Genomic DNA, 17,363 nt, shown 5'->3' with positions numbered 1-17,363 from the left:
AGTTGCTAGTAAACATTATTTATGATTGTAGAAAATATGGCAGAATTAGAGATTAAAACCCAACAAGTTTCTATTCAAAGCGGTAACTTAGAAATTGATAGCTACTTAGCAATACCACAACCAGAAGGAATATTTCCTGGGGTTATTGTTATTCAAGAAATTTTTGGCGTTAACGAGCATATTCGAGACATAACGAGACGGTTAGCTAAGCAGGGATATGTGGCCATTGCTCCTGCTATTTATCAGCGTCAAGCTCCTGGTTTTGAAATGGGTTACACCCCAGAATCAATTAAAATTGGTCGAGTCTATAAAAATCAGACCAAAGCAGCAGAATTGTTATCAGATATTCAGGCTACCATTGATTATCTTTATACCTTACCCCAAGTGAAAAAAACAGGTGTAGGGACAATTGGTTTTTGTTTTGGGGGTCATGTGGTTTATCTTGTTTCTACCCTTCCAGAAATTAAAGCAACGGCATCATTTTATGGGGCAGGAATTGCTAATTGGAAACCAGGAGAAGAAGGCCAAGCAACAGTAGATTGTACTTCAGAAATTAAAGGAACTTTATATGCTTTCTTTGGTACAGAAGATGGGAGTATTCCCCCAGAACAAGTTAACATGATAGAAACAGCTTTAAAACAGAATAATATTCCCCATAAATTGTTTCAATATAAAGGGGCAGAGCATGGATTTTTCTGTGATCAACGTGCTAGTTATAATGCAGAAGCTGCTAAAGATGCTTGGCCAAAAGTTTTAGAATTGTTTGAAAATGAATTATGATTGACCTATTACCAAATAGAATCAAGAATCAAAATAAAGTCAGGTAAAATATTCTCCCCTGATAAACTGTTAGGATTATCTAAAACTTCTTTAGCTTGTCCCTGACGATAAATTTCTACCTGTTTATCTTGACGATTAATTAACCAACCTAGACGAGTTCCATTATCAATATATTCTTGCATTTTTTCTTGTAAGGTTTTTAATTGATCGGAAGGAGAACGCAATTCAATGATAAAATCAGGACACAAAGGGATAAATTTTTCTTGTTGTTGCTGAGTTAAACAATTCCACTTTTCTGTAGGTATCCAAGCGACATCAGGAGAACGATCTGCACCATTAGGAAGCTTAAACCCTGTCGAAGAATCAAAAAACACCCCTAATTGTTTTTGTTCATGCCATTTCCCTAATTGGAAGTTAATATCAAAATTTCGTTTTCCTGTTCCTCCCCCAGTAGGTGACATAATGATTAATTCTCCTTGTTTATTGCGCTCAAATCTAAGCTCTCGGTTATTTTCACACAGTTGATAGAACTGCTCATCAGTCATCTGAATAATAGAGTTTAAATTCAGGGTAATAGCATTCATGGTTTCTTTCCTCGTTATGTTTAATCATGATATCGATATTGTATATTTTCTCTCTCATTTCATCGAAAAAAAGCGATCAATTCGTTGATTCTTCAAAACTATCTCACACCAGGATTTTTGCTTAACAAAACTTCATGTCACATAGTACAAATGCTCAAAAAAGTTTACCTGATCGGGTAATTAGTCCCTAATTTATTGATAAGTTGAGTTATTAGCAACGAGAAATCGGGAATAAATCGGGTTTTCTCAATTTTGCACACACTGGCTGTAGATTTTTAATGTTGCTATAATACCATAAAACGGCGTAAACTCGTTAGTTACTGCGAATAATTCTCATACATTACAGAATGTAAAGAGCCTGATTGATTGGAATTTATTTGATAATTATTTAAAATAGATAATTATTTCTTATATGATAGACTCAATTCTTTCATGAGCCTGGTTGATGTGAGGTAAAATAAAACAGTATTTCATGATCTAGATGGCAGAAACACTTTAGTTTTTTTCCGTCACTGTTTATTCAGCAACGCCGATTTAAAAGCCTAATGGAACATCTTAAAACGCCTAAAATTTCAATAGTCTTACCGAGTCTGAACAATCGAGAATACCTAGAAGAAAGATTTCAGACAATACTTAACCAAACTTTTACCGACTGGGAATTAGTCATTATTGATAACTACTCAGATGATGGTGCTTGGCAATTAATCGAAGAATTTGCTCAAAAAGATTCTCGTTTTAAGATTTCTCAAGCTCCCAGAGAAGGAATATATATAAACTGGAATAATTGTATCCGTTTAGCTCGCGGGGAGTATATTTACATTGCTACTAATGATGATACAATGAAGCCCGATTGTTTAGAAAAAATGATAAGAGGTTTAGAGGCACATCCCGAATGTGACATCTGCCATGTAAAATGTGAAATAATTAATACTAAAGGGAAAGTATTAAAAGGATATTGGGAGAAATTGGTATCCTCACAGTTTTACGGTGACTTAATCAATAAAAGTCATATTCGTTTAGCTCCTTATGATGGGATTCTTTACTGCGCTCTTGGTACAGTTTATTTTGGTCCATTACAGTTATTAATTCGCCGTTCAGTTTTTGATAAAGTAGGATTATTTCGTTCAGATTGGGGACCAGAAGGAGATTTTGAATGGGGAATGCGGGCTGCTTTAGTCTGTAATACTTTACACATTCCAGAGACTCTAGTAGCATGGCGTATTCATTCTCAACAATCAACTAATATTGAAGCACATAAAACTGCAGATCAGAAGATTCGATTTATAGAAATGGTGCAAGCAGCTTTACCGATTCTTAAGAAATATAATCCTGAATTTTATCAACGATTGCGTCTAGAAAAACTTCTCTTTATTTATAAAAGGCAGCAGTTAAGAGCAGGGATTAAAGAAACCACTCAATTTTATGAAAAGGTTATATATTTTTGGAATTTATTTCAGATTAATCCGACATTTTTAGTAGAGTTTCTATACCGGAGAACTTTTTTCCCCAGAAATCAAAGTGATGACTTTACTTATATTCGACAAGAGTTAAAAAGATTGGGTTTAGAACAATATATTTCTCTGTGCTGAGATACATAGAATGTTCAATCTGAGCAGTATTTTTTATCCGTATTTGTATCTATCTAATTGTGAAAAAAATTTCTGTTATTATTCCAACATATAATTCTCAAGAAACCATTGCCACTTCTCTTGAATCAATAATTAATCAAGACTATAGTGACTATGAAATTTGCATTGTTGATGGAAATTCCAATGATAATACAATTAACATCATTCAGGAATATTGTAGACGTTTTGACTTTATAAAATTCCTTACGGAAAAAGATGATGGTCCCTATGATGCTATGAATAAGGGTATAGATATGTCTAGTGGAGAATGGCTACTTTTTTTAGGAAGTAATGATCTAATTTATGAGAATAATACCTTCCAAAAGATTTTTACAGAATCTATTCCAGAGGAGATTGGTTTGTTGTATGGCAGTGTTATGATATTGGATGATATTATTGGTTTAGGTAAAGCTGGTCAAATTTATGACGGTGAATTTAATCTAGATAAATTGTTACAAAAAAACATTTGCCATCAGTCTATTTTTTACAGGCGTTCTCTTTTTAAAAAATTAGGAAAGTATAACCTCAAATATCCAGTTTGTTCTGACTGGGAGATGAATATGAGATTTTTTGCAAGTACAAAAGTTTACTATTTAGATTTAACTGTTGCTGGTTTCAGTGGTGGGGGTTTGAGTTCTATAGGAGAGGTCAAAGATCCCATACACGATGAATTATCATCATTGAAAAGAAAATACTTTCTGAACTACCTGATTTATCGCAAAATTAATCGTATATTTAATAGTTTATTTTGGTTCCGTCGCCAAAACTGCTAAAAATGTGTTTTAAATTTTAGTTGATATTCCCATTGAGATCAGATCAATTAAAAAGAAAATGAGAAAACCATTGAGTCAAGGTTCTAAAACCCTTGGTGACATACACAGGTTTGGCATGATTAAACACCCCGTAGGCACGTTGTTTCACCCAATCTGCAATCAAAAACCAGATCAACGCATAAATCCAGACAAAGCCAGCCAAACCCCATCCGAGAGGAGTCATAAAGATGCCATATACTGCGATCAGGGTTGCTAAAAATTGCGTTCCTAGAACCGCAATCAGCAAAAGTCGGGCGGGTTTAATCGACCAGAAAGGCCCTTTGGTGCGCGTTACGAAGATGGTGAGATGTCCAGCGATGGAGAGCTTCAGGTAAATCAGGGTTTGCAGAATGCTGCGATCAAGGTTAAAGTAGCGTTCCCCCAAATACAACATCCCAAAGGAACTGGCTAACCCAGTTAGCCCTAGAATAGTTGCTAGTCCAAGAACAATGGGCATATTCCAGGTTTCGGGACGATTGGCGGGACAGGTGTTATCGTAAGCAATGGAGATAATCGCACCATCATTCAATAAAGCCAGCAGCACAATCATGATGGCAGTGACGGGATAGAAGTTATAGACCAGAATAGAAAGGGTCATAAACAACAAAATCCGAATCGTTTCGGTGATTCGGTAAATAGCATAATTATTCATGCGCTGAAAGATGCGGCGACTTTCTTCAATTGCCTCTACAATGACACTGAGTCCAGGAGTGAGTAAAACAATATCAGCCGCAGCACGGGCGGCATCTGTTGCCCCCGAAACAGCAATACCAGCATCAGCTTTTTTGAGGGCAGGAGCATCATTAACCCCATCTCCAGCCATGGCCACGAGATGCCCCCGTTGTTGTAAGACTTCTACAATATGATATTTATGTTCAGGGAAGACCTGAGCAAAACCTGCGGCAGCTTCGATCGCATCAGCGACTTGTCCGGCTTGGTGGGGAGCCGATTTTTCTAGTAAACTGGCATCGAGGATGTCTCCTTTGAGTCCGAGTTGATGGGCTGTTTCGGTGGCGATCGCCTGTTGATCTCCGGTCAACATTTTCAGGCTAATGCCTAGTTTGCGTACCTCCTGAATCATCAATTGAGAATCGCTGCGAGGAGGGTCAAACAATGGCAAAATTCCCAAAAATTGCCAATTTCCCTGAGTATCAGTACGAGCAACCCCCAGAGAGCGAAACCCACGTCGAGCAAATTCATCGATCGCCTGATCAACTTGGGGCTGTACCTGTTTTACATTACTTGAAAGTTTGAGAATAACTTGGGGCGCACCTTTGCTAACCTTAAAGCGATCACGATTAGAATTTTCAACGGTTGCTTCTGTGCGTTTACTGACGGGATCAAAGGGCTGAAAATGGACAATGCGATAATTATCCAAATGTTGATCGGGTTTGAGTTCCTTAAGAATTGCTAGGTCAATGGGGTCTTCATCTTCTTTACGGGAAGCAAGGGAGGCATTGAGAATAACATCTTCTGGGGTCGTATTTTCCCGACAAAAAGGCTCTCCTAATGTTAACTGATTCAGAGTTAAAGTTCCGGTTTTATCGGAACAAAGAATGTCAATACCTGCCATTTCTTCGATCGCTGCTAAACGACTAACAATGGCATCCTTTTTGGCTAATTTTTGGGCCCCGACAGCCATTGTTACCGATAAAACTGTGGGCATAGCGACGGGAATAGAAGCCACCGTCAACACCAATAAAAACCGCAGAGTAGTTAGCCAGGGATCACCCCGAAAGAGCGTCACCATCAGCACTAAGACTACCAGCACCATCGCAATTAAAATCAGGTAATCACCGATTTTTAAGACTGCACGTTGAAAATGGCTAACGGTATGGGCAGATTGTACCAGATGGGCGGTTTTGCCGATATAAGTATGAACTCCAGTAGCATAGACAATGCCATCGAGTTCTCCTTGTTTTAAGATAGAACCAGAATACAAAACCCCTCCTACCTTGCATTCTACGGGCAAAGATTCCCCTGTTAAGGCCGACTGGTCAACCTTTACAGGATCACCTGCTAAAAACCGCACATCCGCCGGAATAATATCCCCTAAACGCAATCGAATTAAGTCGCCAGAAACCAGTTCACGGGAGGGAATTGTCATCCAAGTATTATCCCGTTTAACCTTAGCCTGAAGTGCGAGTTTTTCCCTGAGAGCAGCGATCGCATTTCCTGCCTGAAATTCTTCCCAAAAACCCACCACACCATTACCAATGAGCAGGGCTAAAATAATGCCAAAATCTACCCAGTCGGCCACTAATGCGGAGAGAATAACCGCCGCTTCAATCATCCAGGCGATCGGCCCCCAAAAGTGGGAGAGAAACTGCATCACTGGACTAACGGTTTCTTCGGGTAACTCGTTATAGCCTTCTTGAGATTGTCGTTGGATTGCTTCTTTTTGGCTTAATCCCTGATTAGATGTACCTAATTGTTTTTGTAGATCTTCTAAGGATAACTGGGAAAGCGTTTCTTGATCGGGAGAGGGAGATATATTTGTCTTCAAAGATGAATCAGTGTGGCTATGTGTATCGATCATGTTTTTAACTTTCCTTTAATCATTCTCAAGAATAGAGATGTTTTAAAATGATCGGCTTTTTATCATGTGAGATGATTTTTCAATTTCTCCTCTCAAGGTAATGTTTTAAGGTAAGCCATTAAATCAGCTAGATCATCATTCTTAATTTCCCAACGCGGCATATAATTGTTTAACTGTGTGCCGTCGGGGTCTTGCCCTTGCGTAACTGCTAATCGGAATTTTTCGTCATTAAATTCACCTTTCAAGGCTGACCAGCGAATGTCCGGTGCATTCATTGTCTGCATTCCCGTCATGGTGTGTATACCTCCACGACCATTGGGCCCATGACAGGAAGCACAAGTTAGGTAGCCACTGCCCATCATCCCGCCTGATGAACCTCCCATCATCCCACCTGATGAACCCCCCATCATCCCACTAGAATCTACCCCCCCAGTGTAAGTAATGTTGGTGCCGCGATCGCTCATAGACGTAAAATAAATGCGTTCACCGTTGGAGCGAAAGGTATTTGTCTGACTCGATACAACCGACTGCGGATGTGATGCACAGGTAACAATTAGTAGAGCAATAATGAATGCTAAGAAGCTATTAGCAATAACTTGTACTTTTCTGTTCATGGTTTGTTATCAATGAATAATGAATAATTGATAATTATTCATTACTCATTATTAATTAGTGAACCTTTGAGGCCTTCCCCTAAAGATAAATAGATGGCCATAATTATCCTTAAGATGGGCGCAACCCAGACACTTCTTGATCTGAGTTTTAATAACGCAAAACAGCAGCGATCGCTTGATGTTCAGGAACATCTTCCTGCTCTACTGCGTAAACAGTTCCCCCATTGGTGAGGGTATGTAGTGCAGCTAGATCAATCAAATCTTCGTCCCCAACTTCCCTTTGAGGATGAATTTGAATGGAATTTTTTTCTGGATCGAATATTCCCCAAACGTTTTCACCAATAGGAATAAACAAGGTTTCAACACGCTCGAAATAGGCGGCCGGGACAACTTTTTCGATAGTGTTGGCGGTTTGCTCGCTGCTTTGTAGTTCCTGATAGTGAGAGATTGTTGATTCTTTTGCAAGATCAAAATAGGGCTGTACAATTTGCCAGGCCTGGGTATGCAGTTCTTCTAGGGGCAAGTTTTCTGTATTACCAGAGATACCATCGGGTAGCAAATGGGAATAAGTGTTTACCTCATGATAAATGGGCAACAGATAATCAACCCCTGCTAAAATGAGCGGTGCTTGCTGGTTTTTCAAGAAAGATTCTAGACCGTTGTTAACTTGGCGAAAGTAACTCAATAAATCATTTTTGTGTTCTTCGTTTCCAGATCCTTGTCCATGAAGAATCCCACTATTGCCTTTTGATGAGCTTGTATGTACTTGGAGGGTTTTTTGGGGTTCATCGTACTGCAAGGCTGCCGCCATGTTGGTCGGTACATCGGTTAACCCTTCGACTACGCTCAGGGTTAAAGCCGACCGAAGCTGAGGCTTTAATTCAATTTCGTCAATATGATAACGGGTTCCTTGAAATAACCGAACTTGATTTTGACTCAAGGCTAAAACATAAAACGTCCCATCTCCCGACATTAGTTCCAGTAGTGGTTTGATGTGAAAGCGATCGGCAATAACTGTTAATTCAGGAAAAGTGATCGGCAAACAGTAATAACGGAAAAAATTAGGAGAGAGAAAAATTGCTAGTCCATCGCTTTGATGTCGCCAGAAGTCATCATTATCTAGATCATGAATGGGTTGAAGCAAATCTCTGATATCTTGTCCCCGCAGTCCCAGTGCCACCCATTTTTCTTCCACTTGCCGTACTAAATTGCTGAGTCGAATCTGATTTTGCGGGGTTTCAACTCCTAAACGCACAATTGGCGCATAGATCGAGATACAGGTTGGGTTTGATGCTGTGGTTAAAGTTCTTAATTCATCAATAGTTAATAAGTTCATGGTGTACCTCTTTCGTAAATTTTTTGCTCAAGCTTGTCTCAGGTTTCGATCTATTTCCTTTCAGGTCTTCTACATTCATCTCTGACTCCTGGGAAAATTTATTGACTATTAATTCAGCTAGACAGAGGTGGGTCAGTCCGATGACTCGCTTGATGCTCAAGTCGCCCAAGGGTGTGTTCAATCAAGTTGCTCACTTTCTCCGCAGCCCCGTCAACAGCTTGGTCTAAGGTCTCTGCTTGATGTGTTACGGCGAGGGGTTGGTGTCCTGCGAGACGGGCTTCTATCATGCACCGCATATCATTACCGCCGCCCTTCTTGTCGCTATTCTCATCGCTCAGGTGAACATCAACGTGAGTGATCTGATCGCTAAATCGGCTTAGGCTATCTTCCACTACACCACTAACCTGATTGGCTAGTGCTTCGTGACCTTCGATGTTATGTCCAGTATTGATTTGGATTTGCATAATATTCTCTTGTTGTAATTGTGATTGGCTTAACATTCAGATGGAATTACTAGGATCTGGCTGCCTTTCTTTCCAACCCTCGACATTCCGTCCTGTCTCTCACTTCCAGTTGCGGACTTCCGGCAAGTCTTCGCCGTGCTTGTCGATGTAATGCTTCTGCTCGATCAATTTGTCCTGCATCATCTGCTTGAGATAGGCTCCCTTGCTACCCAAATGCAGCAGACGATCCACCACGTCTTGCACTAGATGAAAGCGATCCAGGTCATTTTGCAACCTCATTTCAAAAGCCGTTGTGATCGTACCCTCTTCCTTGTAGCCTCTGACATGGAGAGAGTTTTCTATTTACTATTGTAGCTTTATTTATTTTACTTTCCCCATAAATATTGAAGGCAATTAGTAACGAATCATGAAGTAAAAAAAACCCAAAAATAGGAAGCATCCCATTTTTGTAATAGCAGCAACCAAAGTCAGAACCGACAAGGGACTCAGCCCAAAGAAAACAGTTAACCTACAGAAATGGGATGCGTCCAAAAAATATGACAAATGTGGACATTATTAGTAACTATTTGTAATAGAATAAAATGGTTGAACATTAAAACGTTACTAAAATTCTACTCTCCAACTATGACTGATCTTGCTAATTACAAAAACATACTCACTGACTTAATTACAAAAAACCGCGATCGCGTCGATTATTTAGCCATTCGTCTCGAAGCCTCCCAAGGCACTAGCATCATGTTACGGGGAGATAAAATAGACACCCTCAGCGAAGGCATTTCTACGGGAGGACAAGTCAGAGCTTGTTATAAGGGAGGATGGGGGTTTGCCACCTTTAACCAATTATCTACCTTACCCCAACGCATAGAAGAAGCGATCGCCGCAGCAAGAATGGTAGGAGATGAAGAAACCATCCTCGCACCCATTGACCCCATTCAAGCAACCTGTCAGTTACCCTTAACGGGACGTGATCCCCGTGATGTTCCCTTGTCAGAGAAAAAGGCATTATGTGACCACTATAACGACATTTTACGCCGTATTAGCGACCAAATTACCACCACCTCAGTCCGTTATGGAGACAGTACCCAAAACATTATTTTAGCCACCTCAGAAGGCACGTTAATTGAGCAATCATGGGCCGATCTCGAAATGCGTTTTTCGGCCACTGCGAGAAATGGGGATAAGGTGCAAACAGGAAGGGAAACCACCGGATCACGGCGCGGTTATGAAGATTTAATGAGATTGGATGAACAGGTACAAGGGGCCGGTAAACGTGCCGTCAATGCCCTAATTTTGCCCCCAGTCAAAGGCGATCGCTATACAGTGGTGATCGACCCCGTTTTAACAGGGTTGTTCGTTCATGAGGCATTTGGCCACCTCTCCGAAGCGGATATGTTGTACGAAAATCCTGATCTTTTGGAGGTGATGAGTTTAGGGCGAGAATTTGGTCCAAAAAGCTTACAAATTTTTGATGGTGCTGCTCCCCAAGGACATCGGGGGAGTTATTTTTATGATGATGAAGGTGTCCCCGCAACTACCACCCAATTAATTGAAAATGGTGTCATGGTGGGGCGTTTACATTCCCGTGAAACAGCAGGAAAATTACAAGAACATCCGACCGGAAATGCTCGTTGTTTGAATTATCATTATCCTCCTTTAGTTCGTATGACTAATACTTGGATAGAGCGAGGAAATACCCCAGTTAATGATTTATTTTTAGATATTAAAGAAGGGGTTTATGCTAAAAATTGGTTAGGAGGAATGACTAATGGAGAGATGTTTACTTTTAGTGCAGGGGAAGCTTGGATGATAAGAAATGGGCAAATTGCTGAACCTGTTAGAGATGTTACTTTGTCGGGCAATGTGTTTAAAACCTTAGCAAATATTGAGGCGATCGGCGATGATTTTTATTGGGATGAATCTGGGGGTTGTGGTAAAGGGGGACAAAGTGGTTTAGCTGTTGGTTGTGGGGGCCCAAGTTTAAGAATTAATGATGTAGTAATTGGGGGAGAAGCTGAGTAGAGCAAAAAGTTATTTGTTGTGATGGCAAGGGAATGGTCAACAATGGATAATGGATAATGGATAATGGATAGTTGAATGCGTGTTCGGGAGGGTTTAATGGGTATGGGGCTTAATAGTATTAAGCCCCTACATTGGGTTAATTATTGGGGTTAAATTCCGTTAAATTAATAACATTATTTTGTAGGGGTTTAACACTGTTAAACCCTCCATCTGGGTCATAATAGATATGGGACTTAATGGTATTAAGCCCGTACATTGGGTTAATTATTGGGGTTAAATTCCATTAAATCAATAACATGATTTTGTAGGGGTTTAACATTGTTAAACCTTCCATCTGGGTCAGAATAGATATGGAGTTTAATGCTATTAAGCCCCTACGTTGGGTTAATTATTGGGGTTAAATTCCGTTAAATTAATAACATTATTTTGTAGGGTTTTAACACTGTTAAACCCTCCATCTGGGTCATAATAGATATGAGGCTTAATATTATTAAGCCCCTACATTTGGTTAATTATTGGGGTTAAATTGGGTTAAATCAATAACATTATTTTGTAGGGTTTTAACACTGTTAAACCCTCCATCTGGGTCATAATAGATATGAGGTTTAATATTATTAAGCCCCTACATTGGCTTAATTATTGGGGTTAAATTCCGTTAAATTAATAACATTATTTTGTAGAGGTTTAACACTGTTAAACCCTGGATCTGTCGCATCAATTAACTTCATTTTACCAATATGTTATTATTAGTTTAGAATAATAATTATATGTAAAAAATTAGCAAATAGTTGAAGCCAGGAAAAAAGAACAAAAACAATTATAAAATTTAAACCTTAAAAAAAACTAAAAATTAGCAAAGGATAACTTATCATAAAAAGTCCCGATCATCTTCTCTTAATCTAATCTTCCCAATTCCCCGAAACCCTGACCACATCAGATCCTAAAGAAAAACAAAAGATCCTTAAATCTCTCCTAAAAAAGCCCATCATTTCCAGAAGTTTGCCTTACCGTTATTAAATAGGTAATAGTCTACCCCTCATCAACAACTGTGAAGATTCCAAGTAACATTATCACCCTAATCGTTGGTGTCCTCATCACTTTAATCAGTCTTTGGTATGGTCAAAACCATGGCCTGATGCCAGTGGCTGCGTCTGAGGATGCAAAACAGGTGGACAATATATTCAGCTTTATGATGACCATTGCCACCTTCCTCTTTCTCTTAGTAGAAGGGGTTCTCATCTACAGTGTCATTAAATTTCGTCGCCGTAAAGGGGATCAAACCGATGGCCCTCCCATTGAAGGCAATGTCCCTCTAGAAATCCTCTGGACAGCCATTCCCACCATTGTTGTTTTTATCCTTGCAATCTATAGTTTCGAGACTTATAACAATATGGGGGGACTTGATCCCATGACTTCTGGTGATGCAGGCCCTCAACAAATCGCCATGGAGGGACACAATCATCAGATCGCCTTGGGAATTGGCAAATCTTTCGATGAAAATGGCGACAACCCCCCTCTAGTCGTGGAGGTTAAAGCCATTCAATACGCTTGGATTTTTACTTATCCTGAAACGGGCATTGTCTCCGGTGAACTCCATGTTCCTAAAGATAGACCAGTAAGACTCAACCTCAACGCGGGAGATGTTCTCCACGCCTTTTGGGTTCCTCAACTGCGTTTAAAACAAGATGCGATCCCTGGACGGGAAGCAATTATCGGCTTTACAGCGAACCTTGAAGGCAACTATCCCATCATCTGCGCTGAATTATGCGGAGCCTATCATGGTGGCATGAAATCTGTTCTCTACGTCGAGAATGCAGAGACTTACGCCCAATGGGAAGAAAGCAATAAACCAGTTCAAGAGGCCCGTGTGGATGAAACCGTCCCTGTTAACCCCCAAACCCTCTCTGATGGGCAATTTTTAAGCCCCTACGCCCAAGAAATGGGCATGGAACCCGCAACCGTGGCCCAATTAGTCAGCCATCATCACCATTTCTAAGGAATTCTATCGATTCATTAAACCTCCTATGACAATCACCGTCGAATCAACCCAAATCGAACACCAACAAAGGAAATGGACGGATTATTTCACCTTTTGTACGGATCATAAGGTGATTGGTATTCAATATCTTGTCACTTCCTTCCTTTTCTATTTCATCGGTGGGGCCTTTGCTGAGATTATTCGTACCGAATTAGCAACCCCCGATCCCGATTTCGTTACCCCTGTCATGTATAACCAATTCATGACACTCCATGGAACGATCATGATCTTTCTCTGGATCGTACCAGCAGGGGCTGCTTTTGCTAACTATCTCATTCCCTTGATGGTTGGGGCCGACGATATGGCCTTCCCCCGTCTCAATGCGGTGGCTTTTTGGTTAACTCCCCCTGGAGGTATCCTCCTACTACTCAGTTTCTTCGTCCCTGAAGGAGCGGCCCAATCCGGTTGGACTTCCTATCCCCCCCTTAGTTTAGTCAGTGGGGTATGGGGCGAAGAAATTTGGATTTTAAGCGTATTATTGGTGGGAACTTCCTCAATTTTGGGGTCGATTAACTTTCTGACCACCATTCTGAAAATGCGGATCAAAGATATGGATTTGCACAGTATGCCCCTATTTTGTTGGGCAATGCTGGCGACTTCTGCTTTGATTCTCTTATCAACACCCGTCCTCGCGGCCGCTTTAGTGCTATTATCTTTTGATTTAATTGCAGGAACAAGCTTCTTTAACCCCACAGGAGGCGGTGATCCGGTGGTTTACCAGCATATGTTCTGGTTTTACTCCCATCCTGCCGTTTATATCATGATCCTACCCTTTTTTGGGGTAGTTTCGGAAGTTCTACCCGTTCATGCTCGTAAACCCATCTTTGGTTATCGTGCGATCGCCTATTCCAGTTTAGCCATTAGTTTCCTCGGCTTAATTGTCTGGGCCCACCATATGTTTACCAGTGGGACTCCTGGCTGGTTGCGAGTCTTCTTCATGGCCGCTACCATGTTGATTGCCGTTCCCACAGGGATTAAAGTCTTTAGTTGGTGTGCGACGATCTGGGGCGGCAAATTAAACCTCAACACGGCTATGTTGTTTGGTGTGGGGTTTGTGGCAACCTTTGTCATGGGGGGATTAACTGGGGTTATGTTATCCGCACTTCCCTTTGATATCCATGTCCATGACACCTATTTTGTGGTGGGACACTTCCACTATGTCCTCTTTGGGGGATCAGCGATGGGACTGTTTGCGGGATTTTATCATTGGTTCCCGAAAATGACGGGACGAATGATTAATGAACCCCTAGGTAAAGCTCACTTTGCTCTCATATTTATTGGGCTAAATATTACCTTTTTGCCCATGCACGAATTAGGGCTATTAGGAATGAATCGTCGTATTGCTTTATATGACATTCAATTCCAACCTTTAAATCAAATTTGCACCCTGGGAGCTTATATATTAGCCCTATCTAGTCTTCCCTTTGTGATTAACGTTTTCCTCAGTTTAACCAAAGGAGAAAAAGCCGGGCGTAACCCCTGGCGGGCTTTTACTTTGGAATGGCAAACTTCTTCCCCCCCTGCTATCGAAAACTTCGATGAAGAACCTGTTTTATGGGCTGGCCCCTATGATTATGGTACCGATTCTGAAGGGGTAGATTCTGAAGAATCTATTGAAGAAATGTTGGCGGAAGTTGGTGCTAACTCCAAATAATTTTGCTTTCGTTTGCGGGCATAAGAAATTATGCCCCTAATACGGCTCTTACTCTTTTTTTCCTTTTGTTCTCATTCGTAATCAAATCATTTCAAAGCTTAATTTTGCTATGCAAGGATCAGCAATTCAACAACCCCACGGAACCGTTACTGAGCATGGTGGAGAGTCTGGACACCACGGCGGCCACCCTGATCACAGACTATTTGGTATTGCCCTATTTTTAGTGGCTGAAAGCGCGATTTTTCTGGGCTTATTTACGGCCTTTATCATTTATCGTACAGTCATGCCAGTTTGGCCCCCGGAAGGCACTCCTGAACTGGAATTATTGTTACCAGGAATTAATACTATCATTCTTGTTTCTAGTAGTTTTGTCATGCACAAAGGACAAGCTGCTATTAAAAAAGATGATGTGTCTGGCTTAAAACTTTGGTTCGGCATTACGGCTGTCATGGGTATCATTTTTCTCATGGGCCAAATGTATGAATATTTCCATCTAGAGATGGGATTAACTACTAATTTATTTGCCAGTTGTTTCTACGCTTTAACAGGATTTCATGGTCTTCATGTGACCTTTGGCCTGTTGTTAATTCTTTCGGTTTTATGGCGTTCTCGTAAGGAAGGTCATTATAGCAGCAAATCCTTTTTTGGTGTGGAAGCGGCAGAAATTTATTGGCACTTTGTTGATGTGGTTTGGATTATTCTTTTTATCTTGGTTTACCTGCTATAAACCTCGCTTAAAACAGTATTAACTGGGTTTTTCTAGATGTTTATCTGTTGGAAAAACCCAGTTTTTTATAGTTTTTTCAACTATTTTAATAGAGAGTAGCCATAAAATTATTGGGTAATAAGTTCGTTTGTGTTACGTTTAAAGTTGGACAAAGAGTCAATGTCTTGACTAAGATTAATCATAGGAATTTAAAGGTATTGTTGTTATTTATTTAGAGAATTTGTCTGAGAAAGAATGGTTTCTATGTCTTTTCCAGATGTTCCATAAGCTACATTAATGGCGTTTGGGTCTACTTCTATTTGTTTCATTCTAACCCGAATTGCTTCCTCATTTGTAGGGTTTTTGCGAATATATTCTCTTAATTCTTTGGGGGTCATTTGTTCAAAATTTTTCATAAGACAAATCTCCAATTTCCATTTGAGTAAACAAGTATTTCTATTGTTTCTGCTTCTCCAGCTAAGATGTACACAGTTTTGAAGGTAGCATCATAACGAAAAACATAAACGGGTTGTAACAAGTTTGAGAGTCGGTGACAAATTTCCAAACAAGTAATGGCTTGTTCTGCTGTGGGCATCCTACTATTATAGCTTTTATAGAGGTACTGATGAAATATAACATATCATTGATCAATCATTTTTCAAGTCTTCTAATACTTGAAAATCTTTAACAGAACACATACCGAAAGTCTTGATAAGCTTCATTTAATCCCTAATTCTCCTTGACTACTTTTTTAGAGCTTACTCTGCTAGGATAGGAATGAAATTTGATTGACAAACCCTTGATTTCAGCCTTTTAAGCGTTTACGAAAACTATGAACTCTGCAAAATTGTTGCGCCAACTGGGTAGTCATTGTCTAACACTTTTCCTCAGTGTTGTCCTCTGCTTCGGTGGCTTTAATTCTCTCCCCTCTCAAGCTGGCCCTTTAGAAGAACAGTCTGTAATAACAACTGCGCCAATTGAATTGGCTAAAGCACCCCTCGAAGTGGGGACACAAAGCTTTGTCTCAGCAGCCGTAACCCGCACCGGGCCGGCTGTAGTCCGCATTGACACGGAAACGGTGGTCACAAGACAAATTGATCCCATGTTCGATGATCCCTTCTTCCGGGAGTTTTTTGGGCAACAGTTTCGCTCTAATTCGCCCCAACAACAACGGATTTCGGGTCAAGGCTCTGGTTTTATTATTGATGACAGTGGCATTATTCTCACCAATGCTCATGTGGTGAATAATGCGAATAAAGTAACGGTGACGCTCAAAGATGGACGAACTTTTAACGGGCAAGTCAAAGGCACCGATGAAGTAACGGATTTGGCCGTGGTTGTCATTAACCCTAATGGGGCCGCCTTACCTGTTGCACCTTTAGGAGATTCTAACGCCTTACAAGTGGGAGACTGGGCGATCGCAGTGGGTAATCCTGTGGGCTTAGATAATACGGTAACATTAGGCATTATTAGCACGATTGGACGCTCTGCGGCTAAGGCGGGAATTCCCGATAAACGGCTTGATTTTATCCAAACGGATGCGGCCATTAATCCTGGTAATTCGGGCGGCCCCCTTTTAAATGCTAATGGGGAAGTAATTGGTATTAATACAGCTATTCGGACTGATGCTATGGGTATTGGCTTTGCCATTCCCATTAATAAGGCAAAATCCCTCGAAAAAACCTTAGCAGCCGGACAAAAGGTTGTTCATCCCTATATTGGGGTGCAAATGGTGAATATTACCCCTGAGATAGCACGGGAAAATAATCAAAATCCTAATTCTCCTATTATTGTTGCGGAAGTCGAGGGAATTTTAGTGGTGCAAGTGGTTCCCAATAGTCCCGCCGATAAAGCGAAATTGCGTCGCGGTGATGTGATTGTGGCGGTTAATGGTAAACCTGTCAAAGATGGGTCAGATTTACAAAATATTGTGGAAAATTCGGGGATTAATGCTAGTTTAAAAGTTAAATTATATCGCGGCGATCGCCTGTTAGACATAACGGTGACAACGGCACAAATGCAAGGGGCATCCTAAAAATGAGCTAAAGCGCATTTAAAATGCGTTTTAGCCAGACAAAAGACAGAATACAGACAAAAGAAAAAATGCTGTAATTTCTTAAAGGTTTAACAGAAGATTATCGGAAAATTGGGTTTAAAACCCCGCCGTTTTAGGGCGGCTTTATATTAAG

General features: G+C 40.6%; 16 protein-coding genes. 8 read left to right on the top strand and 8 right to left on the bottom strand.

Annotated features, from left to right (window positions below; all coding sequences use genetic code 11):
* Positions 1-36 precede the first annotated feature (36 nt).
* Entirely contained in the window at positions 37-780 is a 744-nt protein-coding gene (locus VB691_RS12340; RefSeq protein WP_323291954.1) for a dienelactone hydrolase family protein, read from the top strand.
* Between the two features lie 8 nt (positions 781-788).
* Here VB691_RS12340 and VB691_RS12335 read toward each other — a convergent pair whose 3' ends face one another.
* Positions 789-1,364: a Uma2 family endonuclease gene (locus VB691_RS12335; protein ID WP_323291800.1), complete on the bottom strand. Its 576-nt coding sequence runs from the start codon at positions 1,362-1,364 to the stop codon at positions 789-791.
* 545 nt (positions 1,365-1,909) lie between these two features.
* Here VB691_RS12335 and VB691_RS12330 point away from each other — a divergent pair.
* Both VB691_RS12330 and VB691_RS12325 read left to right on the top strand, forming a co-directional pair.
* Positions 1,910-2,953, top strand: coding sequence for a glycosyltransferase family 2 protein (locus VB691_RS12330; protein WP_323291799.1), 1,044 nt, complete (start codon positions 1,910-1,912; stop codon positions 2,951-2,953).
* Positions 2,954-3,012: 59 nt separating this feature from the next.
* Positions 3,013-3,765, top strand: coding sequence for a glycosyltransferase family 2 protein (locus VB691_RS12325; RefSeq protein ID WP_323291798.1), 753 nt, complete (start codon positions 3,013-3,015; stop codon positions 3,763-3,765).
* Between the two features lie 43 nt (positions 3,766-3,808).
* Here the strand turns inward: VB691_RS12325 and VB691_RS12320 are convergent, their stop codons facing one another.
* The 5 genes from VB691_RS12320 to VB691_RS12300 form a co-directional block, all read right to left on the bottom strand.
* On the bottom strand, positions 3,809-6,343 hold the full coding sequence (locus VB691_RS12320; protein ID WP_323291797.1) for a plasma-membrane proton-efflux P-type ATPase: 2,535 nt from the start codon (positions 6,341-6,343) through the stop codon (positions 3,809-3,811).
* Positions 6,344-6,435: 92 nt separating this feature from the next.
* Positions 6,436-6,957, bottom strand: a complete 522-nt coding sequence (locus VB691_RS12315) for a cytochrome c (protein WP_323291796.1) — start codon at positions 6,955-6,957, stop codon at positions 6,436-6,438.
* A 148-nt stretch (positions 6,958-7,105) separates the two neighbouring features.
* Positions 7,106-8,293 (bottom strand): hypothetical protein, encoded by a 1,188-nt coding sequence (locus VB691_RS12310; RefSeq protein ID WP_323291795.1) that lies wholly within the window; start codon positions 8,291-8,293, stop codon positions 7,106-7,108.
* A gap of 113 nt (positions 8,294-8,406) precedes the next feature.
* Positions 8,407-8,793, bottom strand: coding sequence for an HPF/RaiA family ribosome-associated protein (locus VB691_RS12305; protein ID WP_323291794.1), 387 nt, complete (start codon positions 8,791-8,793; stop codon positions 8,407-8,409).
* Positions 8,794-8,856: 63 nt separating this feature from the next.
* Entirely contained in the window at positions 8,857-9,099 is a 243-nt protein-coding gene (locus VB691_RS12300) for a hypothetical protein (RefSeq protein WP_323291953.1), read from the bottom strand.
* Between the two features lie 282 nt (positions 9,100-9,381).
* Between VB691_RS12300 and VB691_RS12295 the strand changes: the two genes are divergently transcribed.
* The 4 genes from VB691_RS12295 to VB691_RS12280 all read left to right on the top strand — a co-directional run bounded on the left by VB691_RS12295 (position 9,382) and on the right by VB691_RS12280 (position 15,195).
* The gene (locus tag VB691_RS12295; RefSeq protein WP_323291793.1) at positions 9,382-10,776 is read left to right on the top strand and encodes a TldD/PmbA family protein; all 1,395 of its coding nucleotides are present in this window, start codon (positions 9,382-9,384) and stop codon (positions 10,774-10,776) included.
* Between the two features lie 1,048 nt (positions 10,777-11,824).
* Entirely contained in the window at positions 11,825-12,772 is a 948-nt protein-coding gene (coxB, locus tag VB691_RS12290; RefSeq protein WP_323291792.1) for a cytochrome c oxidase subunit II, read from the top strand.
* Positions 12,773-12,800: 28 nt separating this feature from the next.
* Positions 12,801-14,468: a cytochrome c oxidase subunit I gene (gene ctaD, locus VB691_RS12285; protein ID WP_323291791.1), complete on the top strand. Its 1,668-nt coding sequence runs from the start codon at positions 12,801-12,803 to the stop codon at positions 14,466-14,468.
* Between the two features lie 109 nt (positions 14,469-14,577).
* Complete coding sequence (locus tag VB691_RS12280) at positions 14,578-15,195, top strand: heme-copper oxidase subunit III (RefSeq protein WP_323291790.1); 618 nt, start codon at positions 14,578-14,580, stop codon at positions 15,193-15,195.
* 203 nt (positions 15,196-15,398) lie between these two features.
* Here the strand turns inward: VB691_RS12280 and VB691_RS12275 are convergent, their stop codons facing one another.
* Both VB691_RS12275 and VB691_RS12270 read right to left on the bottom strand, forming a co-directional pair.
* Complete coding sequence (locus tag VB691_RS12275) at positions 15,399-15,590, bottom strand: DUF6887 family protein (protein ID WP_323291789.1); 192 nt, start codon at positions 15,588-15,590, stop codon at positions 15,399-15,401.
* On the bottom strand, positions 15,587-15,769 hold the full coding sequence (locus VB691_RS12270) for a DUF6888 family protein (protein ID WP_323291788.1): 183 nt from the start codon (positions 15,767-15,769) through the stop codon (positions 15,587-15,589). Before VB691_RS12270 ends, VB691_RS12275 begins: the two co-directional genes overlap by 4 nt.
* A 237-nt stretch (positions 15,770-16,006) precedes the next feature.
* On the opposite strand from VB691_RS12270, the gene VB691_RS12265 reads away from it, so the two are divergent.
* Positions 16,007-17,209 (top strand): HhoA/HhoB/HtrA family serine endopeptidase, encoded by a 1,203-nt coding sequence (locus tag VB691_RS12265; protein ID WP_323291787.1) that lies wholly within the window; start codon positions 16,007-16,009, stop codon positions 17,207-17,209.
* Positions 17,210-17,363 lie beyond the last annotated feature (154 nt).

Origin of the sequence: Crocosphaera sp. XPORK-15E (assembly GCF_034931425.1) — a bacterium.
GTDB lineage: Bacteria > Cyanobacteriota > Cyanobacteriia > Cyanobacteriales > Microcystaceae > UHCC-0190.
Note: the sequence above shows the minus strand (reverse complement) of the source record. Positions and strands in the feature narration are given on the sequence as shown.

Excerpts from the sequence above, each read along its gene's own strand:
- VB691_RS12340 (WP_323291954.1), top strand. The coding sequence starts at position 37 with ATGGCAGAATTAGAGATTAAAACCCAACAAGTTTCTATTCAAAGCGGT.
- VB691_RS12335 (WP_323291800.1), bottom strand. The coding sequence starts at position 1,364 with ATGAATGCTATTACCCTGAATTTAAACTCTATTATTCAGATGACTGAT.
- VB691_RS12330 (WP_323291799.1), top strand. The coding sequence starts at position 1,910 with ATGGAACATCTTAAAACGCCTAAAATTTCAATAGTCTTACCGAGTCTG.
- VB691_RS12320 (WP_323291797.1), bottom strand. The coding sequence starts at position 6,343 with ATGATCGATACACATAGCCACACTGATTCATCTTTGAAGACAAATATA.
- VB691_RS12315 (WP_323291796.1), bottom strand. The coding sequence starts at position 6,957 with ATGAACAGAAAAGTACAAGTTATTGCTAATAGCTTCTTAGCATTCATT.
- VB691_RS12310 (WP_323291795.1), bottom strand. The coding sequence starts at position 8,293 with ATGAACTTATTAACTATTGATGAATTAAGAACTTTAACCACAGCATCA.
- VB691_RS12305 (WP_323291794.1), bottom strand. The coding sequence starts at position 8,793 with ATGTTAAGCCAATCACAATTACAACAAGAGAATATTATGCAAATCCAA.
- VB691_RS12295 (WP_323291793.1), top strand. The coding sequence starts at position 9,382 with ATGACTGATCTTGCTAATTACAAAAACATACTCACTGACTTAATTACA.
- ctaD (WP_323291791.1), top strand. The coding sequence starts at position 12,801 with ATGACAATCACCGTCGAATCAACCCAAATCGAACACCAACAAAGGAAA.
- VB691_RS12280 (WP_323291790.1), top strand. The coding sequence starts at position 14,578 with ATGCAAGGATCAGCAATTCAACAACCCCACGGAACCGTTACTGAGCAT.
- VB691_RS12275 (WP_323291789.1), bottom strand. The coding sequence starts at position 15,590 with ATGAAAAATTTTGAACAAATGACCCCCAAAGAATTAAGAGAATATATT.
- VB691_RS12270 (WP_323291788.1), bottom strand. The coding sequence starts at position 15,769 with ATGCCCACAGCAGAACAAGCCATTACTTGTTTGGAAATTTGTCACCGA.
- VB691_RS12265 (WP_323291787.1), top strand. The coding sequence starts at position 16,007 with ATGAACTCTGCAAAATTGTTGCGCCAACTGGGTAGTCATTGTCTAACA.